Source organism: Sorangium sp. So ce887 (assembly GCF_051521455.1).
Classification (GTDB): domain Bacteria; phylum Myxococcota_A; class Polyangia; order Polyangiales; family Polyangiaceae; genus Sorangium.
Genome location: NZ_CP150354.1, coordinates 10,129,249 through 10,153,295, shown reverse-complemented (window position 1 = coordinate 10,153,295; position 24,047 = coordinate 10,129,249). Strand labels below are relative to the sequence as shown.

The 24,047-nt window shown below is 70.1% G+C and carries 19 protein-coding genes; 5 read left to right on the top strand and 14 right to left on the bottom strand.

From position 1 onward, the window contains the following. Window positions 1–15: 15 nt before the first annotated feature. From nusB to WMF36_RS37910, 8 genes are all read right to left on the bottom strand, one after another. The gene (nusB, locus tag WMF36_RS37945) at window positions 16–438 is read right to left on the bottom strand and encodes a transcription antitermination factor NusB (RefSeq protein ID WP_437575709.1); all 423 of its coding nucleotides are present in this window, start codon (window positions 436–438) and stop codon (window positions 16–18) included. Between the two features lie 16 nt (window positions 439–454). Beyond that, window positions 455–964, bottom strand: coding sequence for a 6,7-dimethyl-8-ribityllumazine synthase (gene ribH / locus WMF36_RS37940; RefSeq protein ID WP_437575708.1), 510 nt, complete (start codon window positions 962–964; stop codon window positions 455–457). 103 nt (window positions 965–1,067) lie between these two features. Continuing rightward, window positions 1,068–2,348 (bottom strand): 3,4-dihydroxy-2-butanone-4-phosphate synthase, encoded by a 1,281-nt coding sequence (gene ribB / locus WMF36_RS37935; RefSeq protein WP_437575707.1) that lies wholly within the window; start codon window positions 2,346–2,348, stop codon window positions 1,068–1,070. Next, entirely contained in the window at window positions 2,293–3,036 is a 744-nt protein-coding gene (locus tag WMF36_RS37930; RefSeq protein WP_437575706.1) for a riboflavin synthase, read from the bottom strand. Before WMF36_RS37930 ends, ribB begins: the two co-directional genes overlap by 56 nt. Window positions 3,037–3,053: 17 nt before the next feature. Beyond that, window positions 3,054–3,416: a PilZ domain-containing protein gene (locus WMF36_RS37925; protein WP_437481302.1), complete on the bottom strand. Its 363-nt coding sequence runs from the start codon at window positions 3,414–3,416 to the stop codon at window positions 3,054–3,056. A 6-nt stretch (window positions 3,417–3,422) separates the two neighbouring features. Continuing rightward, window positions 3,423–6,149 (bottom strand): Rne/Rng family ribonuclease, encoded by a 2,727-nt coding sequence (locus WMF36_RS37920; RefSeq protein WP_437575705.1) that lies wholly within the window; start codon window positions 6,147–6,149, stop codon window positions 3,423–3,425. A 760-nt stretch (window positions 6,150–6,909) separates the two neighbouring features. Then, window positions 6,910–7,470 carry a hypothetical protein gene (locus tag WMF36_RS37915; protein ID WP_437582007.1) on the bottom strand — a complete coding sequence of 187 codons (561 nt, stop codon included), beginning with the start codon at window positions 7,468–7,470 and terminating at the stop codon, window positions 6,910–6,912. A gap of 302 nt (window positions 7,471–7,772) precedes the next feature. Further along, on the bottom strand, window positions 7,773–9,338 hold the full coding sequence (locus WMF36_RS37910; RefSeq protein WP_437575704.1) for an acyl-CoA carboxylase subunit beta: 1,566 nt from the start codon (window positions 9,336–9,338) through the stop codon (window positions 7,773–7,775). A 709-nt stretch (window positions 9,339–10,047) separates the two neighbouring features. On the opposite strand from WMF36_RS37910, the gene WMF36_RS37905 reads away from it, so the two are divergent. Then, entirely contained in the window at window positions 10,048–12,708 is a 2,661-nt protein-coding gene (locus WMF36_RS37905; RefSeq protein WP_437575703.1) for a protein kinase domain-containing protein, read from the top strand. 9 nt (window positions 12,709–12,717) lie between these two features. Here the strand turns inward: WMF36_RS37905 and WMF36_RS37900 are convergent, their stop codons facing one another. From WMF36_RS37900 to pyrH, 3 genes are all read right to left on the bottom strand, one after another. After that, window positions 12,718–13,953 (bottom strand): KamA family radical SAM protein, encoded by a 1,236-nt coding sequence (locus WMF36_RS37900; protein ID WP_437575702.1) that lies wholly within the window; start codon window positions 13,951–13,953, stop codon window positions 12,718–12,720. Continuing rightward, entirely contained in the window at window positions 13,940–15,019 is a 1,080-nt protein-coding gene (locus WMF36_RS37895) for a peptidylprolyl isomerase (protein ID WP_437575701.1), read from the bottom strand. Before WMF36_RS37895 ends, WMF36_RS37900 begins: the two co-directional genes overlap by 14 nt. A 130-nt stretch (window positions 15,020–15,149) precedes the next feature. Then, window positions 15,150–15,911: a UMP kinase gene (gene pyrH, locus WMF36_RS37890; RefSeq protein WP_437481281.1), complete on the bottom strand. Its 762-nt coding sequence runs from the start codon at window positions 15,909–15,911 to the stop codon at window positions 15,150–15,152. A 149-nt stretch (window positions 15,912–16,060) separates the two neighbouring features. Between pyrH and rpoZ the strand changes: the two genes are divergently transcribed. Then, a complete protein-coding gene (gene rpoZ, locus WMF36_RS37885; protein WP_437575700.1) occupies window positions 16,061–16,306 on the top strand; it encodes a DNA-directed RNA polymerase subunit omega in 246 nt (81 codons plus the stop codon). 121 nt (window positions 16,307–16,427) lie between these two features. Beyond that, on the top strand, window positions 16,428–17,297 hold the full coding sequence (locus tag WMF36_RS37880) for a class I SAM-dependent methyltransferase (RefSeq protein WP_437575699.1): 870 nt from the start codon (window positions 16,428–16,430) through the stop codon (window positions 17,295–17,297). 174 nt (window positions 17,298–17,471) lie between these two features. On the opposite strand, the gene WMF36_RS37875 is transcribed toward WMF36_RS37880, so the two are convergent. Then, a complete protein-coding gene (locus WMF36_RS37875) occupies window positions 17,472–18,209 on the bottom strand; it encodes a metallophosphoesterase family protein (protein ID WP_437575698.1) in 738 nt (245 codons plus the stop codon). Window positions 18,210–18,729: 520 nt separating this feature from the next. On the opposite strand from WMF36_RS37875, the gene WMF36_RS37870 reads away from it, so the two are divergent. Together WMF36_RS37870 and tssM are read left to right on the top strand one after the other, a co-directional pair. Then, entirely contained in the window at window positions 18,730–19,227 is a 498-nt protein-coding gene (locus tag WMF36_RS37870) for a hypothetical protein (protein WP_437575697.1), read from the top strand. A 123-nt stretch (window positions 19,228–19,350) separates the two neighbouring features. Beyond that, entirely contained in the window at window positions 19,351–22,263 is a 2,913-nt protein-coding gene (tssM, locus tag WMF36_RS37865; RefSeq protein ID WP_437575696.1) for a type VI secretion system membrane subunit TssM, read from the top strand. Between the two features lie 15 nt (window positions 22,264–22,278). Here tssM and rimI read toward each other — a convergent pair whose 3' ends face one another. Further along, on the bottom strand, window positions 22,279–22,803 hold the full coding sequence (rimI, locus tag WMF36_RS37860) for a ribosomal protein S18-alanine N-acetyltransferase (RefSeq protein WP_437575695.1): 525 nt from the start codon (window positions 22,801–22,803) through the stop codon (window positions 22,279–22,281). Continuing rightward, on the bottom strand, window positions 22,800–23,996 hold the full coding sequence (locus WMF36_RS37855; protein WP_437575694.1) for a vWA domain-containing protein: 1,197 nt from the start codon (window positions 23,994–23,996) through the stop codon (window positions 22,800–22,802). The genes rimI and WMF36_RS37855 overlap by 4 nt, the downstream gene beginning before the upstream one ends. Between the last annotated feature and the right edge of the window lie 51 nt (window positions 23,997–24,047).

Sequence of the window (24,047 nt, the reverse complement as noted above, 5' to 3'; positions counted from 1 at the left end):
CGCGCGCCGCGGCGCTCAGCGATCCCGGTCGACGCGGCCGAGGTTCTCGGCGACCCGGTCGAGCACGCCGTTCACGAAGGCGCCGCTCTCCTCGCTGCCGTAGCGCTTGGCGAGCTCGACCGCCTCGTCGAGGATGACCGCGCGCGGCACCTCCGGGTGGTTCATGAGCTCCCACGCGCCGAGCCGGAGCACGTTCCGATCGACCCGCGCCATCCGCTCGAGGCGCCAGTTCGTGCTCGCCTTGCGGATCGCCTCGTCCACGGCCGCGAGGTCCTTGGCGACGCCGATCGCCACCTCGTCCGCATAGGCGCGCCCCTCCGGGTCCCCGGGCGTCTCGCGCCAGAAGGTCGCGACGACGCGGGGCGCCGGGTTTCCACCGGCCTCCAACGCAAACAACATCTGCAAGGCCGCCTCGCGGCCGGTAGAACGGGCACCCATCTCTCAGAACCTTCGTCTAGAGGCCAGCTGCGTCCAGCGCCGCGCCGAGCGCGAGCATCTCGATCGCGCTGACGGCGGCCTCCCACCCCTTATTGCCATGCTTTGTGCCCGCCCGCTCGATCGCTTGTTCGATCGAGTCGGTCGTGAGGACCCCGAACGTGACCGGCACCCCCGTCTGGAGCGAAACGGTCGCGATCCCCTTCGTGACCTCGGCCGCCACGTAGTCGAAATGTGGGGTCGAGCCCCGGATCACGGCGCCCAGGGTGACGATCGCGTCGACGCTCTTCTTGTGCGCGAGCCTCCCCACGATGGTGGGCATCTCCCACGCGCCCGGGACGCGCACGATGGAGGTCCGCTCGAGGGAGCCGCCGTGCCGCGCGATGGCGTCGAGCGCGCCCTCGACCAGGCGGTCGACGATGAAGTGGTTGAAGCGGCTCGCCACGAGGGCGAAGCGCGCCCCCGGCGGGACCACCAGGTTCCCTTCGATCACCCTCGCCTGTGCCTGCCCGACCGCTTGCTCTGCCATCCGCCGTTCCTCTCTCCTGCCGCGCGGGGTGCGCGGTCGCTGCGCTCGCGATCCAGATCCGAGCGCCCCTTCTACCTGCGCGACCCGAGCGCGTCAGCGCGCGTCAGGCGTCGCCCTTCATCGAGACGAGCGGCACCCGCTCGGTCACGGTGAGCCCGAAGCCGGTGATCCCGACGATCTTCGGCTGGCTGTTCGTGAGGAGCCGGATCTGGTGCACCCCGAGGTCCGCCAGGACCTGCGCGCCGAGGCCGAACTCCCGCAGCGTCGACGGCTGCTGCGTCCTCACCACGGGGGCGCTCTCGTCGGGGCCCGGGCCCTTCAGCTGCTCCAGCTCGCGGCTCAGGTCCCCTCGCGACGGGATGTAGACGACCACCCCGACGCCGGCGCCCTCGATCGCGAGGAGCGCCTCGCGCAGGTTCGAGCCGCCGTCGAAGGGCGTCGAGCTGAAGAGGTCCGCGACGGTCGAGCCGGAGTGCACGCGGCAGAGGATGGGCTCCGTCGTCGCGACCACACCCTTGGTCAGCGCGAGGAACTGCCGCTGCTCGTTGATGACCTCGTAGACGTACGCGGTCCACTCCGTGCCCGTGAGGTCGAGCCGGAGCGTCCGGTCGCTCACGCGGCGGACCAGCCGTTCGGTCTGGAGCCGGTACTGGATGAGGTCCGCCACTGTCACGATCAGCAGGCCGTGCTTCGCGGCGAAGACCTCGAGGTCCCGCATGCGGGCCATGCTGCCGTCGTCGTTCATGATCTCGCAGATCACGCCCGCCGGCCGCAGCTCGGCGAGCCGCGCGAGGTCCACGGACCCCTCGGTCTGCCCCGTCCGCACGAGCACTCCCCCGCGGCGCGCCTTCAGCGGGAAGACGTGCCCCGGCGTGACGAGATCCTCCGGCGTGGCGTCGCGCGCGATCGCGACCCGGATCGTGTGCGCCCGATCGGCGGCGCTGATCCCCGTCGTCACCCCGGAGCGCGCCTCGATGCTCACGGTGAAGGCGGTGCCGAGCGGCGGCCCGCTCCGCCCCGGCGCCGACATCATCGGCAGCTCGAGGCGCGCGACCTGCTCCTCGTCGAGGGCGAGGCAGATGAGGCCGCGCCCGTGCATCGCCATGAAGTTGATGGCCTCGGGGGTCACCGCCTCCGCCGCCATGCAGAGGTCCCCCTCGTTCTCGCGATCCTCGTCGTCGACCAGGATGACCATCTTGCCCGCGCGGATGTGATCCAGCGCGGTGTTCACGCGGTCGAGGACCGCCTTGTCGATGGTCAGCCGGTGAGGCATCGGACCCCCGGACGTCATGTCGTGGCCGAGCTTGCCGCTCGAGGCGGACAGCGCCTCACCAGAATCCCCCCGCGCGCAGCTTTGCGAGGAGTCGTTCGTCGTGATCCGCATGCTCTCCCGTATTTCCACGCTCTTCGCCGCGCTCGGCAGAGGCATCGCCGTCGCGCGCGTCCCTGCTCGAGAAGCTCTGCAGGCCGGCGAGCGACGCGACCTGGAGCGTCCGCGCCACGTAGCGCGCGAGCACGTCAACTTCAAGGTTGACGGTTGCGCCGGGGCGGAGCTCACCGAGGAGAGTCCGGCCGATGGTGTGCGGCACCAGCATCACGTCGAACCAGGTCTCCGCGGAGCCTGGCGTGGACACGTCGTTGAGCGTGAGGCTCGCGCCGTCGATGGCGATCGAGCCCTTGGGAGCGAGGAAACGAGCGAGCTCGTCCGGGGCGCTCACCCTCAGGCGGACCGCGTCGCCGGCCCGCGACTGCTCGACGACGCGGCCGAGCCCGTCGACGTGGCCGAGCACCACGTGCCCGCCCATGCGCGCGCCGAGCGGCGTCGCCCGCTCGAGGTGGACCCGCGCGCCGATCTGCAGCGCGCCGAGCGTCGTGCGGCTGAGGGTCTCGGAGGACATGTCGCACTCGAACCCGCCGGGCGCGATGCGATCGACGGTGAGGCAGGCGCCGTTCACGCTCACGGACTCGCCGAGCGTCAGCGGCCCGAGGCTCGTCTCGACGAGCGCGCGGGCCACGGCGCCGCCGCTCCGGCGGCGGAGGATCCCGATCGTCTCGACAAGCCCGGTGAACATCGCCGACGCCCCTCTGCCTATTCCTTCGAGGTGCGGTGTCCCTGGCTGGTCAGGAGCTTGTCGATGAGCCCCTGCGAGTAGCTCGACAGCTCGGTGAAGACGACGCCCATCCCCTGCGGATCGTCGTGCACGCGCACGACCTCGCCGACGCCCTCGATCGTCTCGATGTCGTCCATGATCACGGTGAACCGGAGGTTCACCTGCGTCCCGACGGCGAGCGGCGTCTTCGATCGGACGAACACGCCGGTGCGCGAGATGTTCGTCACGTACTCGTTGATGAACGCGTCATAGGACTCGAACTCCTTGTTGATGGTGACGCGCTCTTCCTTGCGTCCCGTCTTCGCGTCGATGCTCTCCGGAGAACCCTGATCGTCCGCCATGGCGCCTTACTTACCTTGCAGATCGAACTGCTCGAGGTGGTACTCCTTCCGGGGTACGAGATCGATCCGGCGCTGGAACAGCCGCTCCGCCTCTTGTACGGCGATGCGCTCGTCGTTCTTCAGGAGGTCGATCACGGCCGGATGCGCGTTGACCACGACCGAGTAGCCGGGCAGGTTCATCCGTTCTCGCCGTATCTGCCTCAGGATCTCGTAGGCGACGGTCTGCTTGGATTGCAGCTGGCCCGTCCCGTCGCAGTAGAAGCACGGCTCGAGGATCGTCCGCCCGAGGCTCTCGCGCGTCCGCTTCCGGGTCATCTCGATGAGGCCCAGATCGGAGATCCGGTTCAGCGTGGTCTTCGCCTTGTCCTTGGAGAGCAGGTCCTCGAGGCGGCGCCGCACCTTCTCCCGGTTCTGGGTGCGCTCCATGTCGATGAGGTCGAGGATGATCAGCCCGCCGATGTTGCGGAACCGGAGCTGATAGGCGATCTCCTCGACCGCCTCCATGTTCGTGGTCAGGATCGTCTCCTCGAGATCCTTCGATCCCTTGCCGACGAACCGCCCCGTGTTCACGTCGATCGCGGTGAGCGCCTCGGCCTGATCGATGATCAGGTGCCCCCCCGACGGGAGCGGGACCTTCCGCGACAGCGCGCGCTGGATCTCGTCCTCGATCCCGTACGCGTCGAAGATCGGCTCGGTGCCCTCGTAGAGCTCCACCGCGTCGGCGCGCTCGGGCATGAACATCTCGACGAAGCGCCGCAGGCGGATGTACTCATCGCGGTCGTCGATCACGATCTTCTCGATGTCGTCGGTGAAGAGGTCGCGTGCGGTCTTCAGCACGAGGTCGAGCTCGGTGTAGAGCACCGCCGGCGCCCTCACGTCGCTCTCGCGCTTCTTCGCCACCTCGCCCCAGAGGCGCACGAGGTAGCCCACGTCGGCCTTGAGCTGCTTCTTCGTGAGGCCCTCGGCGAGCGTGCGCACGATGAGCCCGCCCTGCGGCGGCTTCATCGCCTCGATGGCGTCGCGCAGCCGGGAGCGCTCCTTCTCCGAGCCGATCCGCTTCGAGATCCCGATGTGATCGACCGTCGGCAGGTACACGACATAGCGGCCGGGGAGCGAGATGTGGCTCGTGACCCGGGCGCCCTTCGTCCCGATGGGCTCCTTCGAGATCTGGACGATGACCTCCTGCCCCTCGCGGACGACCTCGCGGATCGGGGTCGATTTCGAGATGCGCGGCGGCTCGTTCTGCCAGTTGCGCGCGTTCTGCTGGCCGCGCGCGGCGCCCTTGCCCTTGCCGTCCCGCGGCGGCTCGCGCCCGCGTTCTCGCGTCCGCTGCTCGCGCCCGCGCCCTTCGCGTCCGCCCTGCTGCCCTTTCCCGCCCCGGTCACGTCCTTCGCGCGGCGCCTCGCGCGGCGCCTCGCGCCCTTCGCGCGGCGCCTCGCGCCCTTCGCGCGGCGCCTCGCGCCCTTCGCGCGGCGCCTCGCGCCCTTCGCGCGGCGCCTCGCGCCCTTCGCGCGGCGCCTCGCGCCCTTCGCGTCCTTGGCGTCCCTCACGCCCTTCGCGAGGCGCCTCGCGCGCTTCCGTGGCGACCACTCCCTCGGGCGCGCCGCTGGCGCCCTCCAGGTTGGCGCGCCGGTCGCGCGTCCGTCCCGACCGGCGCACGCGCGCCTCCCGCCGTCCGCGTGTGCGCCCGTTGCCGTTGCGCGCACGCGCTGCCGGCGGCACCTCATCGCCCGGCGCGGTTGCCGTGACGGCGCCCTCGGTGGCCGGCGACGCGCTCGCCTCCTGCCTGGCCGGCCACTCGCCGGCGGCATGCGCGACGGGCTCGTCCGATGCGCTCGCTGCCGCCGGTTCTGTCTCCCCGCTGTCCGCGGCGTCGCTGCGCGCCTCCGGGCGCTCCACGTCCGCGCTCCACACGTCGGCGGCATCCTCCGGCGGTGGGGAGGCGGGCTCGACGTCGTAGGCGGGCGTGTCGAGCTCGTCGTCGTCCTCCGCCTCCGCTTCGCCGGGGCCCGACTCCTCCGGGCCGCCCTCGTCGACGTCGTCGCCGCCGCCTGGCGCGACCAGCTCTTCGTCGTCGTCGTCGTCCGCGCCGCCGTGCACGTGTCCGCCGTCGATCTCCGGCGCCCGCTCGTCGTCGGCCTCGTCGAGGGTCACCATCGAGCCCACGCCGGTGAACACCTGTCCGGAGGCGCTTCCGAGCACGTCGAGCGCGGTGGGCAGCTCGATCGGCACGTCGCTCGTCTCGTCGAGCGGGCTGTCCGCCGCGAGCGGGTCTTCGGCCTCGAACCCTTCTTCGGCCCCGAAATTCGCCCCCTCCTGGGGCTCGTGGCGTTCGGCTGCCGCGTCGGTGCCCTCGGGCGCGGCCTCTGCGCCGGTTAGCTCGTGCGCCTCGCTTTCTGCATGCCCGGGCGCCTCGCTGGCGCGCGCGGCGCGGCCGCGGGAGGAGGCGCGCTCCTCCTCGGCGGGACGGCGGTGACCAGCCAGGTATGCCTCGAAATCGTCGGGCCGGATGAGGTCCTCGACGTGCAGGAAGGCGGCTCGCTCGAGCCCCACGTCGATGAACGCGGCCTGCATTCCGGGCAAAACGCGGCTGACCTTGCCGAGGTAGATGTTTCCGAGCGTCCCCTTGGAGCTCTCCCGCTCGAGATGCAGCTCGGCGATGATCCCATTTTCGATCAGCGCGACGCGTGTCTCGCGGATGTCCACATTGATGACGAGAAGGTTCTTTCCCATGTCGGATGCCGCACATCGGCGGCGCCGCCAAGCGTTACCACGGGTTGCCCGGGCCATGAAGGCGCAACCCGGAGCGCGCTGCGCGATTGAGGGCGTGGGGACGGAGATCGCCGAGGCAGGCCGGTCGCCAGTACGTGAGCTACCTCGCGTATTCGCCGCTCCGCCCCGAGGAACGGCGGCGCCTGCTGCCGGCCCCGAGCGACGGCGGCGTCTGGCACTGGACCCACCCTGGCCGGGGGCGCTGGACCGCGTGCCGGCGCCGGCCAAGGCGCCCGCCACCGGGGAGCAAGCGCCCAACCCGGGACGGTGGACGGTGCCCAACCCGGGACGGTGCCCAACCCGGGACGGTGCTCAACCCGGGACGGTGCCCAACCCGGGACGGTGCCCAACCCGGGACGGTGCTCAACCCGGGACGGTGCTCAACCCGGGACGGTGCCCCAACCCGGGACGGCGTTCTCCCGGCGGCGAGCAGCCGGCCCTCGCTCGGCGTCCGGCCGCACCCGTCCCAGCGGCCTCGCCGGCACGCTGCCGCCGTGTCGTGCCCCGCGCAGCCGCCGGTGCCCGCCCTCCTGCGCCTGATCTCGGCCAGCGCTGGCGAGCCGCTCGCCGAGCGCGCGTGCTTCGTGAATGCAGTTACAGCAGATTCCGCGGGGGCTGCGGAGCCCTGACGACGGCGGTCGTGCCGGGGAGCGTACAAAGGGCCGAAGGGGGCGGCCATCGGACGCCCCCTTCGGAGAATGACCTGCTGTTCTTCAGCGCCTCACATCGCGCACAGCGGCTCTTCGGATGCACCGCAGTTTTTGGCGCACTGCTCACAGACAGTGCACTTGGTGATGGCGTCGTAGGCCTCCACCCCGGCCTCGTTCGCCGTGCGGCACTCGTCGACGCACGCGGCCGGATCTTCCGCGTCGGAGCAGGGATCGATGCATTGCACCAGGTCAAGACAGCCTGTATCCGTCCTATCCGCCACGCAGGCGTCGATGATCTCCTTGCATGCGTCATCGGCAGCGCACTGGTAGCAGCCCGTATTGTTGTCGCGGCCGCAAGCGTCCGTCGTGTCATCACAGGTCGGGATCCCCGTCGAGGAAGAGCTCGTGGTGCTCGCGCCTGCTTCGCCGCCCGAACCGCCGTTGCCTCCGGAGCCGCCGTTGCCTCCGGAGCCGCCGCTGGCGCCGGAGCCGCCGCTGCCGCTGCCGCTGGCGCCGGAGCCGCCGCTGCCGCTGGTCGGCGGGGCGGTGTTGTCGTCACCGCACGCCACGAGGGCGCAACCGGAAATCAAAAACGCAGCGAATACCCAAGATTTCATGCTCAATACCTCCACAGAACCCAACCGACCCCTCATTCGTATACTCGGCGACCCCCCAACGCTCGGTATGCCCGCCAAACCACCCGTCTTCATGCAACCGGCCCCCGGGTGCGCTTGTGCAGATCGTTGGTCAGAGAGAAGCATCGCGCGGAGAGCAAAGAAAAACAGCCACGCAAGTTGTTTTTACACGCTTGGGATCGGCCGCGCAACGGCGTCGCTCGATCCGGCTCCCTCCTTCCCAGGCATTCTAAGCGGTTTTGCGGGCTGAACTCTCGCTGAGCGGGGCTCTCGTGGGCCCGAGCTGCCCGAAAATTCTACTAAAGTGGGATGTTTCCGTGCTTCTTCGATGGGTTCTTGTCGCGCTTGCCGCGCAGGAGGTCGAGGGCTCGGGCCAGTCGAATGCGGAGCATGCGAGGGTAGATCACCTCGTCTATGAAGCCGAGCTCGGCCGCCTTGTACGGGGTGGCGAATTTCGTCTTGTAGTCCTCGACGAAGCGTGCGCGGGCGGCGGCCGGGTCCGTCGCCTGCTCGATCTCCCTGCCGTAGACGATGCTCACCGCGCCTTCCGGGCCCATGAGCGCGATCTCGGCCGTCGGGAAGGCGAGGTTGTAATCGGCCCGGATGTGCTTGGACGCCATGACGTCGTAGGCGCCGCCGTAAGCCTTGCGGGTGATCACCGTGATCTTGGGCACCGTGGCCTCGGCGAACGCATAGAGCAGCTTCGCTCCGTGAGCGATGATCCCGCCATATTCCTGGTCGAGCCCCGGGAGGAAGCCGGGGACGTCCACGAGCGTGACGAGCGGGACATTGAAGCAGTCGCACAACCGGACGAAGCGCGCCGCCTTGATGCTGGCCTTGATGTCCAGGCAGCCGGCGAGCACCTGGGGCTGGTTCGCGATTACCCCGATGGGCGCGCCGCCGATCCGGGCGAACCCGACCACGATGTTCTGCGCGTAGCGCGCGTGGATCTCGAGGAAGCAACCGTCGTCGACCACGGCGCGGACGAGCCGCTTGACGTCGTACGGCCCGGACGGCTCGATGGGGAGCATCGTGTCGAGCTCCAGCACCTCCCGGTCGACCGGATCGACCGCGCTGCGGCGCGGCGGAGCCTCGGTGTTGTTGGAGGGCAGGAACGAGAGCAGCTCGCGGACCTGCGCGAGCACCGCCCGGTCGTCGGGGGCGGTGAGGTGGCATATGCCGCTCCTGGCGGCGTGGGTAGCGGCGCCGCCTAGCTCTTCCTTGGTGACGTCCTCGTGGGTCACCGTCCTGATGACCTCGGGGCCGTTGACGAACATGTAGCTCGTCCGCTCGGTCATCAGGATGACGTCGGTGATGGCGGGCGAGAAGACGGCGCCGCCCGCGCACGGCCCGAGGATCGCGCTGACCTGGGGGACGACCCCGCTCGCGAGCGTGTTGCGGAGGAAGATGTCGGCGTAACCGGCGAGCGACTCCACCCCCTCCTGGATCCGCGCGCCGCCCGAGTCGTTCAGCCCGACGACGGGGGCGCCCACCCTCATCGCGAGGTCCATCACCTTGCAGATCTTCGAGGCGTACGCGCCGGAGAGCGAGCCGTCGATCACGGTGAAGTCCTGCGCGAACACCACGACCTTGCGCCCGTCGATGAGACCCCAGCCGGTCACGACACCGTCGCCGAGGACCTTCTGCTGGTCCATGCCGAAGTCGGCGCACCGGTGGACCACGAACCGGTCGATCTCGACGAACGACCCCGGATCGAGGAGCAGGTCGATGCGTTCCCGCGCGGAGAGCTTGCCGGCCTCGTGCTGCCTGGCGATGCGATCTTTCCCGCCCCCGTCGAGCGCGCGGCGGTTCATCTCGTCGAGGCGAGCGAGCGCCGGAGGCCTCAGGGCCGTCGGATCAGCCATGCCGCGCCCTACCTACCATGGACCCCCACGGGGATCGAAAACCCCGTCGTATGCGACGGAGGGGCCGGCGCGGCAGGCCGGCGCGACAGCGGGCCCCTGTGCCGGCACGACGGGGCGACGGGCCCACCCGCGGGCACACAACAACGACGACACCTGACGAGGGCGGCGGAAACGTGCGGGACGCACGAAACGTGAGACGCGCGGGTACATGCGACGAAAAATGACCGGGCACCGGAGGACCGCCCCCTACTTTCTTGCACAGGCGAGGGGACACCACGTAACCTGGGCAGCGCTCATTTGTCGCTGGGAAATGCAGGAATTTCCGACACGTAGAGTCTCTGGGGACCGGGGCGCAGGGGCTGCCATCGCCGCCCTGGCCCTGCCGCGTCGCGACTTCCAACGGGGCAGCTCGGGCCGATGCGGTAGCAGCGCGGTCGCCTGCCACGGCAGCTGACGTGCGGCGCCTCGTCGGATGCGCACGGAACCGCGGCACCGGCACCCCTGGCTCGGCCGCGGGAGCGCTACACCCTCGCAGCTTGCGCCGCCTTGCGCTCAGCGGTTCCAGCGTGGCCTTCCGCCTCGCGTCGCAGGGTGAGATCGTTTCGGACGAGAGGTCGCTCGAGTGAAGCTCGCTCAGACTCGCGAGGCTCGTGCCCTGGCAGTCGCCGCCGTGGCGCGAGGGCTCATCGAGCCCAACGCCCTTTGGGACATGGCCTGCCGATGGACCCTCGGCGGCGCCTCGACGCCCCAGGAGCTCTTCGAGGGGATCCTCACGCCGGAGCAGCTGGCGGCGCTGCCGGAGCTGCTCGCGCAGGAGGGGCGCAGCCCGCCCGTCGCGCACGCCCTCGGGCCGCAGATCGAGGATCCGGACGCGCTGCGCTTCGACACGCAGCGGGAGATCGACCTGCCGGGAGAGGAGGTCGTGGCCGATTTCCCGACGCTCGCGACCTCCGCCACGCGCGCCGTGAACACCGGCGGCAGCCGCTACGAGGTCGGCGAGGCGCTTGGGGCGGGGGGCGCCGGGAAGGTGGTCAAGGCGCGTGACCGGGAGATCGGGCGCGTGGTGGCGCTGAAGACGCTGAAGCCCGGGGCCGAGGCGGACTCCGCTGTCGGCAACCGCTTCCGGACCGAGGCGCGCATCACGGCCCAGCTCGAGCACCCGAACATCATCCCGGTCTACGACCTGGGCACGCTGCCGAACGGCCAGCCCTACTACTCCATGCGGGTCGTCAAGCGGCAGAGCCTGCAGAACGTGCTGACGAACCCCGAGCTCCGCAGGCAGTGGCCGCTCGTCCGGCTCATCGGCGCGTTCGTGCAGATCTCGCGGGCGCTGGCGTACGCGCACCGGCGAGGCGTCGCCCACCGCGACATCAAGCCGGAGAACGTGCTGCTCGGCGACTACGGCGAGGTGTACCTGGGCGACTGGGGCAACGCGAAGCTGCTCTCGAGGACGGAGGTGAGCGAGCCGATCGCCATCGACCCGGGTGGGCAGGACTTCGGCCGGAAGCGGCACGAGGCGGTCGCGAGCGCGCTCTCGGGCACGCCCGGGTACATCGCGCCGGAGCAGATCCGGGGGGACCACAAGCGGATCGATCACCGCGCGGACATCTTCGCGCTCGGCGTGGTGCTCTACGAGATCCTCACCGGCGAGCACCCGTTCGACGCGCAGACCGTGCTCGCCGTGATCCTCGCGACACAGACGCGCGACCCCAGACCGCCGCGCTCGATCTCGCCGAGCTGCCCGCTGCTGCTCGAGGACCTCTGCCTGGCGATGCTCGCGAAGGATCCCGATCAGCGACCGCCGACCGCCGACCGCGTCGCGGCGGAGGCCGAGGCGTTCCTCGAGGGCGCCAAGGAGCGGATGCGCCGCCGAGAGGAGGCGATCAAGCTCTGCGAGCTCGCCAAGGCCCCGCTCGAGCGCGACCGGCGGCTCTACAGCGAGCGCGAGCGGCTCGTCGAGGAGGCGCGGCGGCTGCTCAAGGACGTGAAGGAGTACGAGCCGATCGAGCGCAAGCGGGCCGGCTGGCACCTCGAGGACAGCGCGGCCGGGGTCGAGCGCGAGCAGGCGCGCGCGGCGGCGGAGGCGATCGACCTCTACACGAAGGCGCTGGCGTACGATCCGGATCTGGTCGAGGCGCGCGCCGGGCTCGCGGACCTGTACTGGTCGCGAGCGGTGCGGGCGGACCAGGAGCACCAGCACGCGGCGCGCATCTACCACGAGGCGCTCGTGGCGGAGTTCGACGTGGGGCGCTACACCGCGCTGCTCACCGCCGACGCGGTCCTCTCGGTCGACTCGTCGCCGCCTGGCGCCAGCGTCGTCGCGTACCGTTACGTCGAGAAGGATCGCATCCTGATGGCGGGCGACGAGCGCACCCTCGGCCGCACGCCGCTCCGCGAGGTGCACCTCAAGCCGGGCAGCTACCTCTTCATCCTGAAGCGCGCCGGTTACCGCGACGTGCGTTACCCGCTGCTGCTCAAGCGGGGCACCCACCACCGCGTCGAGGTGAACCTCTACACCGACGCCGAGATCGGCGAGGGCTTCGTCTACATCCCCGGGGGGACCTTCATCGCCGGCGGCGACGCGCAGGCCTACGATCCGCTCCGTCGCGCCGAGCTCCACGTACCCGACGTCGCGATCGCGAAGTTTCCCGTCACCTTCCGCGAGTACTGCGAGTTCTTGAACGAGCTCGAGACGCGCGATCTCGACCTCGCGCTCAAGCGCGCGCCGCACGGGACGCGCGGCTCCGAGGGCTACGTCGCGCGGCCGGCCAGCGGCGGCGGCTGGGAGCCGTTGCCCACCGTGGTCGAAGGCGACGCGCAGAAGCGGTTCCCGGCGGAGGAGGGGCACCTCTGGAACCTGCCCGTCATCCTCATCGACTGGTTCGACGCCGTGGCCTACTGCCGTTTCCGGAGCGAGCGCGACGGGATCGAGGTCCGGCTCCCGACCGAGCTGGAGTGGGAGAAGGCGGCGCGCGGGACCGACGGCCGGTTCTACCCGTGGGGGGACCATTTCGATCCGACGTTCTGTTTGATGCGCTCGTCGCGACCTTTCTTGTCGCAGCTGGAGCCGGTCGGGACCTTCCCCATCGACACGTCGCCCTGCGGCGTGCGCGACATGGCGGGCGGCGTGCGCGAGTGGGTCGCCGACGTGAACGGCGAGAGCTCGTGGGCGGAGACGTCGCGCGAGATCGAGTCGGCCGCCGACGCCGGCGGGGACGCGCCGCCGTGGCGCATCGCCCGCTCCGGGAGCTGGGCCACGGACTCGCAGCAGTGCAGGAGCGCGTCGCGCACCCGCTTCTTCGGCATCGCGCGGGCCCTGAACCTGTCGTTCCGGGTCGCGAAGCCGCTCTCGCGCGGCCCGGGCCGCTGAGCGGGCGGCTCAGCCGCCGGGCTGCGGCGGGGGGTCGACGTACTCGACCTCGACGCCGCGGTGTGTGCGGAGCACGGTGCGCCCGGGCCGGCGGTCGACGACGTAGTCGGGGCCGACGGGCACCTTGCCCATCCCTCCGGGCGTATCGACGATCAGCTTCGGCAGCGCGATGCCGGTGAGCCGGCCCTGGAGCTGCTCCATGAGCGAGATGCCGGTGGCGAGCGGCGTGCGCAGGTGCGCGGTGCCGCGCACGGGGTCCATCTGGAGCAGGTAATAGGGGCGCACGCGCCAGCGCACGAGACCCCGGAAGAGCGCGGCCAGCGTCGTCGCGTCGTCGTTGATGCCGCGCAGCAGCACGGTCTGGTTCATGACGGGGAAGCCGTTGTCGACGAGCCGTTTGCAGGCGCGCTCGGCGGCGGGCGTGAGCTCCTTCGGGTGGTTGAAGTGCGTCATCACCCAGAGCGGATGGTGCGGCCGAAGCGCACGCACGAGCTCTGCGGTGATGCGCTGCGGTAGCGTGACCGGCACGCGCGTGGCGATGCGGATCGTCTCGACGCTCGGGATCTGTCGCAGCCGGGCGATCAGCCGCACGACGCGGTCCGTCGAGACGGCGAGGGGATCGCCGCCGCTCACGATGACGTCGCGCACCTCCGGGTGCGCCTCGAGGTAGGCCATGGCCGGCGCGAGGCGCTCGAGCGCGACGGCGCCGCCGCCGTCGCCGACCATGCGCGAGCGGGTGCAGAAGCGGCAGTACACGGCGCAGCGATCGGTCGCGAGGAGCAGCGCGCGATCCGGGTACCGTTGCACGAGGTGGGGCGCGACCTCGTGCGCGACCTCGCCGAGGGGGTCGACGAGGTCGCCGGGCACCTCGGCGGCCTCGTCGGCGAGCGGCACGCACTGCCGGCGGATCGGGCACGCCGGATCGCTCTTGTCGCAGAGGCTCAGGTAGTACGGGGTGACGCGGATGGGCAGCCCGGCCTTCTCGGCGCGCCTCGCGCCCGCGAGCTCCTCCGGCGTGAGCGACAGCGTCCGGTGGAGATCGTCGGCGCTCGAGAGCGCATGGCGCAGCTGCCAGGTCCAGTCGCTCGTCCGCGCCTTCGCGCGGGCCGGACGCGCTGCCTGCTGGTCGCCCGCGGCGGGCGCCACGGGGGGCTCCGGCAGCACAACCGCGCGGGCGTTCGCGCCGTCCTCGCTGGGTCGCCGGGCGAGCTGCGTGGCGGCGACGAGCAAGCTACCTGCCCGCATCGCTCGATGGGGGCGCGGCGCCGCCGGCCGGCTGCGGCGCGCTGGGCTTCGCGGGATCGGGCTGCGGCGCGCCCCCGGGCAGCGTGAGCTGCTGTGGCAGCTTCACCGAGGAGAGCGCTGCGTCGTTGATCTCGACGGGGAACTTCTTCCGCAGCTCGTCCTCGATGGCGCGCTCCTGCTCCTGCATCTTCTGCTGAAGGAGCGCGACGCGGATCGAGCGTTCGGCCGCCGCGAGCTCGCGCCGGTGCCCGCCCGTGAGCCCGCTCAGGCGGACGATGTAGAACCGGCCGTCGGCCTCGACGAGCTCGTCGCTCACCGCCCCCACGCTGCCGATCCGGAAGACGGCCGCGCGGACCGGCTCCGGGACCTGCGGGTGGGCGCCGCGCGGATCGCCGGGCGGGCTGACGATGCCAAGCTCGCCCGCGAGGTCAAGCGGCGGCGCCGCGCTCTTGTCCTTCGGCGCGGTGAGCGAGTGCTTGAGCACGAGCTCTCCCCATGCGCTGCCGCTCCCGGTCTTCTGCGCCTCCTTGAGGACCTTCTCCCCGAGCGCCTTGTCGCCGACCACGATGGCGGCGGCGCGCCTTCGCTCGGGCTCGCTGAACTTGTCGGCGTTCGCCTCGTAGTACGCGCGCACCTCGGAGGCCGGGATGTCGGCCGGCGCGGGCAGGCCCTTCCGCGCCTGGGCGATCATCGCCTCGCGGAGGATCTGCCGGATCGCGTCCTCGACCGCGGCGTCCTTCTCGAGGCCGCGGCGCCTGGCTTCCAAGGCGAGCAGCTCCGCGTCGATGATCTCGCTGAGCAGCTCGCGGCGTCGCTCCTTCGTCTGGTAGCGGAGCCGATCGAACTGATCCATCCGCTCCAGCGTCCTGCCGAAGTCGCCCAGGGTGATCGCCCTGTCGCCGACCTTCGCGAGCACGCGCGTCGACTGCTCCGCGGTGAGCCCGAGGACCGGCTCCCCCGCGTCCGGCGGGGCCTGGAGAGCGGGCTCATCGCAGCTCGCGACGAGCGAGGCGAGCGAGGCGAGCGAGATAGCGAGCAGGGATCGGCGCACCGGAGCTCGGATCATTGCTGGCTCGGGGTCTAGCACGGTTTCCTCGTGGCTCGCGGGGGCGCCGGCCGGGTTCACGTCGGCGCGCTGGCGGGTGCCTCGACTCGTCGCCCGCGCGGGGCGCTGCGGGGCGCTCGGGCGCGCGCGCTCAGTCGACGATCGTGCCGATCTCCTCGCCCCTGCACACCCGGAGGATGTTGCCGCGGGTCATGAGCTTGAACACCCGGATGGGCATCTTGTTCTCGCGGCAGAGCGTGACCGCCGTCGAGTCCATGACCCCGATCCTGTCCGCGAGGAAGCGGTCGTAGCTCAGGTGCGCGAACATCTGCGCGCCTACGTGGCGCACGGGATCGCGGTCGTAGATGCCCTCGACCTTGGTCGCCTTGAACAGCGCCTGCGCCTGGATCTCCATGGCCCGCAGCGCTGCCGCGGTGTCGGTTGAGAAGAACGGGTTGCCCGTGCCCGCGGCGAAGATGACGATGCTGCCCTTCTCCAGGTGACGCATCGCCCTGCGGCGGATGTACGGCTCGGCGACCTGCCGGATCTCGATCGCCGTCATCACGCGCGTCGGCACGTCCGTCTTCTCGAGCGCGTCCTGCAGGGCGAGCGCGTTGATGACGGTGGCGAGCATGCCCATGTAGTCGCTCTGGGAGCGGTCCATGCCCGCGCTCGCGCCCTTCAGCCCGCGGAAGATGTTGCCGCCGCCCACGACGACCCCGATCTGCACCCCCATCCGCTGGAGCTCGGCGATCTCGCTGGCCACGTGATGGAGCGTCTCGGGGCGTATGCCGAATCCGCCTTCTTCGCCGCAGAGCGCCTCACCGCTCAGCTTGAGCACGATGCGGCGGTATTTCAGCCCGGGGGCCGGGCGAGGGGGAGGGGGAAGGAGGGAATCCTGCTCAGCGGCCACGGTCGCACCTCGTAGTCGGGACCTGCGTCGAGGGCAACGAGCAACGTGCACCCTCGATCGGCGACGTGGCAGCGCGCCGCTGGATGCAGAGCCACCGAGCGGCATGTGCCTTGCGCTTGACGGGGCAGGGCGCTACTCTCGGCCCCCCTATGGCGCGTGTAACTGTGGAAGATTGCCTCGAACGCGAGGAAAACCGTTTCGCCCTCGTCGTGCTTGCGGCCATCCGGACGCGGCAGATCATGAAGGGCTCGGACGCCCTCGTGAAGACGAAGAACAAGCCTGCCGTGACCAGCCTTCGAGAGATCGCGGCGGGCAAGGTGCACTTCCACCGGAGCTCCCACGAGGTCGTGTCCGAGTGGCTCCAGCAGCAGATCGCCAACGGCCAGCAACGCTGACGGCCAGCGCTGAGGGCGCACCGGGCGAGCGTGCATCTGGTGATGCACGCTTCCATCGGGGCCCTGTTCCTCAGCGCGTTCCCGTCGTTGTGCCAGCGCTACGCTTGATCTGTTGCTTCGCATGAAAGCTGCGGCCACGACGCGCGCGAGGCGGTCTTCGAGCTCCGGCCAGCGTCGCGATCCGGAGCTCGAGGCGGGGACGTCGGCCCACTACGAGGATCCGGCGTATTACTCGAAGACGTACGCTCGCCGGCAGGATGACGTCCGCTACTACGTCGACCTCGCCGTGGCGTCCGGCGGGCCGGTGCTCGAATACGGCTGCGGCAACGGGCGGATCACGCTGCCTGTCGCGAGGGCGGGGGTCCGGATCACGGGCGTGGATCTGTCGGCGCCGATGCTCGGCGATCTGCGCGCGCAGCTCGGGCGCGAGCCGCGCGGCGTCTCCTCCCGCGTGAGTCTGCGGCGGGGCGACATGCGGGCGTTGCGGTTAGGGCGCCGCTTTCCGCTCGTGGTCTGCCCCTTCAACGCGTTCTTGCATCTGTATACGCGAGCCGACGTGGAGCGTTTCCTCGCGCGAGCGCGCGAACATCTGACGCCGACGGGCGAGCTCGTCTTCGATGTGTCCATGCCCGAACCGGCCGAGCTCGCGCGCGATCCGGATCGCGCCTATGCCACGCCGCGCTTCCGGTATCCCGCAAAGGACGGTCCAGGCGAGGTCGTCCGGTACACCGAGCGGTTCGACTACGACAAGGTCCGGCAAATCCTGTTCGTTTCGATGGAGTTCACGGCCGTGAACGGCGGTGAGCGATGGATGACGCCGCTCGCCCATCGTCAGTTCTATCCGCAGGAACTCGAAGCCTTGCTCCACTACAACGGCTTCGAGCTCACGGAGCTCCGCAGCGACTTTTCCGCAGCGCCGCCTGACAACCAGACGAGCATGCTGCTCTATCACTGCCGGCCTCGCCGCACCGTTCGAGCCGGCCGCTCCTGAACCCCGGGAGCGGCACGCGAAGCGTGCGCGTCGCCAGAGGAAGACCCGGGACCGCAGGGCGAGAGCCAGCCCGCGCGGTCCCGCCCCGCGGCGGCACCGGGTCGCCCTTGCATCATCACGCGCCGGACGACTGAACGCGCGCGCCTGCCGTGCGAGCGCCGTGCGCCGGTCGCCTCAGACGCCGATGTAGAGCCGGTGGGCGAAGTTGCGCTCGAGCTTGGCGCGCAGCACCTTCTCCGCCGCCGTCTCGATGTCGTACTCGACGCGCTTGAACTCGAAGCGCTTCGTGTCGCTGTCGTAGATCGTGTAGCTCGCGCGGTTATCGTAGTCCCGCGGCTGTCCCACCGACCCGACGCTCACGATGTATTTGCGCCCCTGCTCGAGCTGAAAGTCCACCGCTGGGAGCTCCTCGACGCTGTTCGGCGTGAGCGCGAACACCTTGCAGAGGTGTGAATGGCCGATCAGCGTGATGTGACCGAGCTCGTTCCACATCGGCAGGCACTCGCGCGCCTGCTCAGGGGCGAAGATGTACTCGAACTCCTCGAGCCGGACGGGCGAGCCGTGGCAGAGGTCGACGTTGATGTCCGTCAACTTCTCCTGATACGTCAGGCTCCGGAGCCAGGCTGCGTTCTCGGAGGAGAGCATCGCAGCGTGCGTGTCGAGCGCCTGCCGGGCAGCCTCGTAATAGTACGAGTAGTCCATCCGACCTGCGACGGCCGCATCGTGGTTGCCCAGGATCGTCTTCTTGGCCACCTTCCGGACGAGGTCGGCACACTCGTTCGGCGAGCCGCCGTAGCCGACCGTATCCCCGAGGCAGTAATAAACGTCGATGCGTTCGTGGCGATAGGACTCGAGCACAGCGCTGAGCGCCTCGTAGTTGGCGTGCGTATCGCTGAAAATCCCGAGTCTCATTTCGACGCGAGGGCGGAGCTTAGCACGAAGGCCTCGACTTCCGTTAGGAATTCAAACCCGAGTCCATGGCCGGACTGGTCGGGCCGGGGTTGAGGGGTGCCGGCTTCTCGGAGCAGCTCCGGCGACCCATGCTTCCGCTGCGCCCGGAACCTCCTGGAGGAGGTTGGAGGGCCGGCCGCGTTCCATCCCGAAGATCCCGAAACTTCCGAAATCGCCTGGACTGCTGCGACCACCGAGCCTGCGGAGGCGCTCCCAGCACGACCACGTTGACTAGCGGCCACCCGCACCGGAGAAGGATAGCGTGGAGCCCATGAATACCAAACAGAACGGTGCAGGTGCCTCTCCGATTTCTGCGGAGCGGTCAGCCGAGTCTGGTCTGTCCGCTGCAGCTGTTGTCGCGTCGCCCGCGCCGCCCGCGCCGCCTCCGCCACCCGCCGTGGAGGACCTCGCCGAGGGGTGCGTGCGGTTTGTGGAGCGCGCTCTCGGTGTACGGCTTGACTATCGGCCGGAGACCTTGCCCGTGCTCGACCACTACCTCGAGCAGGCGCGTGGGGCGACGTCGGAGAGGGTCGAGGCGTTGCCGGTGGTCGCGCACATGGCGGGCGTCTACTTCGGCGAGGTCATCCGGCGCCGGCACGCGTCGTGGTGGCGCATGGACGGAGAGGACCCGACCTACTGGCAGCTGGAGTTCGAGTCGGTTTACCTCGCGTTCAGCCCGGTGATCTTCGTCCGCGAGGCGCTCTCGCGCGATCCAGGGGCGGAGGTCGCGCGGGATCTGGCCGAGGATTCGCTGAGCGGCGATCCGGCGGCGCTCGATCTGGAGGAGGACGACCGCGAGGTGGTCGCGGCCAGGCTCGCGGAGCTGCCGCAGGTCTCGGAGAAGGAGTACTACGCCCCGTCGACGCGGCTCGAGGTGATCGACATCGCCCTGGACGCGGTCCGTTCGCGCCGGCTCGCTGCGGGCGAGGAGACCGACGCCGCGCTCGATCCGGGCGACTACGAGCGCGGCGACGACTGATCCTGGGGTCGCCGCGCGCGAGCTGCTCGCGCTGGCGCGGCGGCACCACGCGGCGCGCCGCCGATCGCTGCGCGGCGCGTGGGACGTGCTGCGGACGCGGCGACCGGTGGTATCGTCTCTGGCGTGTTGTGGGTCCTCTTCGGGCTGTTGCTCCTCATCTCGTGGGCGGCGTACTTCACGTTCGGCCTGTCCACGGCGATCCCGATCGCGGCGAGCGTCGTCATCGCGCTCGCCGCGATCGCGCTCTTCGTGTACCGCCGCGTCAAGGCGGGGCGCGCCGCGTCCGCCCTGGAGCGCGCGATCGTCCAGCAGGGGGCGCAGCAGGCGCTCAACGCGCGGCCCGAGCGGCGCGCCGAGATCCAGGAGCTCCAGCGGCAGGTCCAGGGCGGCATCAGCGCGCTGAAGACCTCGAAGCTCGGCAAGGGCAAGAAGCACGGCAGCGCCGCGCTCTACTCGCTGCCCTGGTACGTCATCATCGGCCCGCCCGGGGCGGGCAAGACGACGGCGCTCAAGCACTCCGGCCTGGTCTTCCCCTACGCGCACCCGAGCAACGGCGGCGGCGTACGCGGCGTCGGCGGGACGCGGAACTGCGACTGGTGGTTCACCAACGAGGCGATCCTCCTCGACACCGCGGGGCGCTACACGACGGAGCAGGACGACCATGAGGAGTGGATCGCGTTCCTGCAGATGCTCCTCAAGCACCGCGCCCGCCGCCCGCTCAACGGCATCCTCGTTGCGGTGAGCGTGGCGGATCTCATCGACGCGAACGAGCAGCACATCGAGCAGATGGGGAAGAAGCTCCGGGCGCGCATCGACGAGGTCATGACGCAGCTCCACATGGTGCTGCCCGTCTACCTCCTGTTCACGAAGTGCGATCTCATCGCGGGCTTCTCGGAGTTCTTCGGCGACATGCGCAAGAGCGACCGCGCCCAGGCGTGGGGGGCGACGCTCAAGCTGAGCGCGGACAAGACCGACCCGGGAAGGCTCTTCGACGCCGAGTTCGACGCCATGGCGAAGCAGGTCCACGGTCGCTCGCTGAAGCGGCTCGTCATGGAGCGCAGCCGGGAGGGGCGCGAGCGCGTCTACCAGTTCCCGCTCGAGTTCTCGGGCATCCGCCGGAACCTCTCCGATCTGGTCTCGACCGTCTTCATGGTCAACGCGTTCCAGGGCACGCCCATCTTCCGCGGCTTTTACTTCACGAGCGGCACGCAAGAGGGCAGGCCGCTCGACCGGGTGCTCCAGCGCATGGGCCAGGCGATGGGGATCCGCACGCACGAGGCCGTGGCTCAGCAGATCGTGGAGTCGAAGAGCTACTTCCTCCACGACGTGTTCATGAACGTCGTCTTTCCGGACGGGGACATCGCCGCGAGGAGCGCGAGCGAGATCCGGCGCCAGCGCGTCGTGCGCGGCGCGATCAGCGCGGCGGCGGCGACCCTCGGGGTCATCCTGGCGATCCCGAGCCTGGTGTCGTTCGCCAACAACCGCGAGTTCCTGCGCGAGGTCGAGGCAGACGCGCGCGCCGTCAGCGCGCTCCGGTGGGAGGACACGCGACCGCTCTCGGACAAGCTCACCGCGCTGCGGCCCGCGCTGGGTCGGCTGCAAGAGATCGACAGGGCGCGCGAGGAGGGACCGCCGGACGGGATGGGCTGGACGATGTTCCAGGGAGAGACGGTCTATCCCCCGCTGTTGCACGTCTACATCGCGAGCCTCCAGAACGGCTTCGTGATCCCGTGCAAGCAGCGGCTCGAGGACCGCCTCAAGCTCGCGAAGGGAGAGCACTACCTGCGCGAGCGCAACAACCTCAAGCTGTACCTGATGCTGAGCGACGTCGAGCACCTCGACGTCGACTGGGCCAAGGACAGGTTCACCTCGCTCTGGGCCGAGGTGCTCCGGCCGACGTCGAACCTCAACGAGACCGAGCTGAAGAAGCAGCTCGAGCGGCACGTCACGTACTACCTGTCGCTGATCAAGCAGAAGAGGGTCACGCCCATCGCGCACAAGGCGGAGCTGGTCGCGAGCGTGCGCGCGATGCTTCAGGCCGTGCCGGTGCGGAAGCGCTACTACGACTTCTTCGTCAACTCGATCATCGAGGAGAAGTACGACGAGACGGGCGACAACAGCCGCGCGAACCGCAAGTACCCCCCGCTCACGCTGGGCGACATGTTCGCCGACCGCCACGACGTGCTGAAGGTCATCGGCAGCAAGCAGTACTCCAAGGAGAAGCGCTGGAAAGAGGTCGACGGTCCGTACACCGAGAAGGGGCACTTCGAGGTGCTCGAGAAGGTCCGCCGAGGCGCCGATCTCTTGAGGGAAGAAGAGTGGGTCGTTCCGCTCGCGCCCGGAGAGAACGCCGCGATCGACAAAGATCTGGACGGCCTCGCTGCCGACTACGACGCCCGGTACATCGCGCAGTGGACCGACTGGATGGCGGACCTCACCGTGCGGATGCCGGCCAACCTGAAGGAGGCGAAGGAGCTCTACATGGAGCTCGCCAAGCCGGACTACCCGTACCTCCGCATCATCCGCGCGCTCGAGGACAACACGCAATGGAAGCGGGATCGCAGCGCGCTCGAGGACACGGGCTTGTTCAAGCGCGGGAAAGCGCACGTCGAGAAGAAGATCGAGCAGAAGACGAGGTTCAAGGTCCCCCTCGACGTGAAGCTCATACGAAACCGTACGAGCTCGGTCCCGGACGAGTTCAAGCGGACCGTCGAGTTCGGCGTTCCCACCGCGCCGAGCGGCTCGGCGCCGATCACGGACACGCCCCTGGCGAGGTACATCTCGCTTATCAGCTCCCTCCGCGACGAGATCCAGCGGCTCGAGGACGTGAACCCCAACGTCGACGCGCGCCTCATGGCCGACCGGCTGGTCGAGGTGATGCGGCAGGCGGACGCGCTCCTCCAGCCCTTCGATGAGCGGGCCAAGACGCTGCTCCGGCCGCTCTTGCTGACCCCGCTCCAGGTGGTGGCCGCGCGGCTGCCGCCGCTCGCGGCGGTCTCCCGCTTCCCCGCAGCATCGGCAGCTGCCCCGCGCTGAGCGGCGCGGCGCCGGTCAGACCTCGATGCGGATCTCGTCGCGGCCTGGCTGCACCGCGCCGGTCGCCGGATCGAGCGAGAGCACCATCTCGACCGCGTCCTCGTCGTTGTCGCTGTAGTACCGAGGACGCACACCCATCGCCGTGAAGCCGAGCTTCCGGTAGAGCCGGATCGCAGCCCGGTTCGAGCGGCGCACCTCGAGCAGGACCAGCCGCACTTGCTGCTGCTGCGCGTACTCGAGCGAGCGGCTCATCAGCGCCGTCGCGAGCCCGCGTCGCCGCGCGGTCGGGCACGTGGCGACGTTGAGCACGTGCAGCTCGTCGACCACGTGCCACGCGATGAGGAAGGCGAGCGCGCGTCGCTCCTCGCGCGCGACCCAGCAGCGCGTCCATGGGCGGCGCAGCTCTTCTCGCGCCGAGAACTGCGGCCCGTCGAAGGCCGCGGCCGCGACCGCGTCGATCTCGTCGAGCGCAGCGTCGTCCGCGGACTCGGCCGTCAGCTGGATCAGCGTGGCCGAGCCCTTCGTCGCGTCGCGCTTCACCTCGCCACCTCCGTGGGACAGCCGGAGACGATCTGGACCTGCCCCACCCGCCCGCTCTTGAGCTTCTGGCACACATCCCCGAGGAGCTCTACGACAGCGGGGGACCTCCAGCGCCAGCCGTTCTCCAGGTCGTACGGGACCACCTCCTCATCCAGGTAGACGTTGGTCTGCCCGTCCTCGGGCGGCGGATCGACGAGGTCGAACTCGCAGGAGACGACGATGCTGGCGATCCTTGAGAGGACGTTGCCCAGCGTGTCGAGGTCTTCCACCTTGAAGTAGAAGGGGCTCACGAACTGCGCCGTGCCGCCGGCGAGCGCCATCTGGTCGAGGACATCGCCGTAGAACTCGCTCCCCGGGATGCCGACCACATAGACCTCGATCCCGCTCGTCGCGAGCCGCGCGATCGCGGCGACCGTATCGTCGTGATCGAGGCACCCTCCTGGTCCCGAGAGGCCCGAGGGCGCGCAGCAGTTCTCCTCGGGGCATTGCTGCTCGATGTTGGCGATGCAGTCCTCGGCGCTGCACGTCGCGGAGCTGTTGCAGTTCGGGCCGCCGTCCGTCGCGAGCACGACGATGGTCTTGCCCGGGAGCCCCACGAGCTTCGGCGTGAGCGCCGCGAGCGTCGCTGCGGTCGGCGTCCCGCCGAGAGGCTCGATGCGCGTCGCCGAGCGGAACCTCGAGGTGGTCGTGGCGCCCTCCTGCGAGGCCGCGAAGGGATCTCCCGGGGTGACGGGGAAGACTTCGCCGCCCGGCCTGCACGGCGCCTCGGCGGTCGCGTCCAGCGGGAAAACGGCGGCGCCGACGTTGATCAGTGGACCCAGGTTGCGCACGAGGTCGACCGCGGCCTCGCGAACCCGGTCGTAGCGGGTCGCGCGCGATGAGGCGGGGCTGAGCATGCTGCCCGACGCATCGAGGACGAAGTAGAGGTTCGGCGCTTCGGAGATCTCCACCTGGTGAATCTGATTGCCGCAGAGCCCACCCGCGTCCACGGGGGGTGGTCCGCTCGATCCTCCGGGCCCCGGGTCGAACTCGTCTTCCGGCTCCTCTGCTCCCTGGCCGCTGCCGCTGCGTGGAGGCTGCTTCGGGCCGTGGTCCTCGCAAGCGGACATCGCCGCGCCGCCGAGCGCGAGCGCGGCCCCGAGGCGGCAGAGCATGCCGCGGACGCCGGCCCGCTGCTTCACGGCCGTCTTCATGGAGAGCAGCGTATCACGCCCGTTCGCACCGGCGCCGGCGCGGGCGGCGAG

What these genes read in the sequence shown, in the direction of transcription:
- WMF36_RS37925 (WP_437481302.1), bottom strand. Translation starts at nt 3,416, where the DNA reads ATGGCGGACGATCAGGGTTCTCCGGAGAGCATCGACGCGAAGACGGGA.
- WMF36_RS37875 (WP_437575698.1), bottom strand. Translation starts at nt 18,209, where the DNA reads ATGAGACTCGGGATTTTCAGCGATACGCACGCCAACTACGAGGCGCTC.
- nusB (WP_437575709.1), bottom strand. Translation starts at nt 438, where the DNA reads ATGGGTGCCCGTTCTACCGGCCGCGAGGCGGCCTTGCAGATGTTGTTT.
- WMF36_RS37880 (WP_437575699.1), top strand. Translation starts at nt 16,428, where the DNA reads ATGAAAGCTGCGGCCACGACGCGCGCGAGGCGGTCTTCGAGCTCCGGC.
- WMF36_RS37895 (WP_437575701.1), bottom strand. Translation starts at nt 15,019, where the DNA reads ATGATCCGAGCTCCGGTGCGCCGATCCCTGCTCGCTATCTCGCTCGCC.
- WMF36_RS37910 (WP_437575704.1), bottom strand. Translation starts at nt 9,338, where the DNA reads ATGGCTGATCCGACGGCCCTGAGGCCTCCGGCGCTCGCTCGCCTCGAC.
- rpoZ (WP_437575700.1), top strand. Translation starts at nt 16,061, where the DNA reads ATGGCGCGTGTAACTGTGGAAGATTGCCTCGAACGCGAGGAAAACCGT.
- WMF36_RS37900 (WP_437575702.1), bottom strand. Translation starts at nt 13,953, where the DNA reads ATGCGGGCAGGTAGCTTGCTCGTCGCCGCCACGCAGCTCGCCCGGCGA.
- WMF36_RS37855 (WP_437575694.1), bottom strand. Translation starts at nt 23,996, where the DNA reads ATGAAGACGGCCGTGAAGCAGCGGGCCGGCGTCCGCGGCATGCTCTGC.
- WMF36_RS37905 (WP_437575703.1), top strand. Translation starts at nt 10,048, where the DNA reads ATGGCCTGCCGATGGACCCTCGGCGGCGCCTCGACGCCCCAGGAGCTC.
- WMF36_RS37930 (WP_437575706.1), bottom strand. Translation starts at nt 3,036, where the DNA reads ATGTTCACCGGGCTTGTCGAGACGATCGGGATCCTCCGCCGCCGGAGC.
- ribH (WP_437575708.1), bottom strand. Translation starts at nt 964, where the DNA reads ATGGCAGAGCAAGCGGTCGGGCAGGCACAGGCGAGGGTGATCGAAGGG.
- ribB (WP_437575707.1), bottom strand. Translation starts at nt 2,348, where the DNA reads ATGCGGATCACGACGAACGACTCCTCGCAAAGCTGCGCGCGGGGGGAT.
- WMF36_RS37920 (WP_437575705.1), bottom strand. Translation starts at nt 6,149, where the DNA reads ATGGGAAAGAACCTTCTCGTCATCAATGTGGACATCCGCGAGACACGC.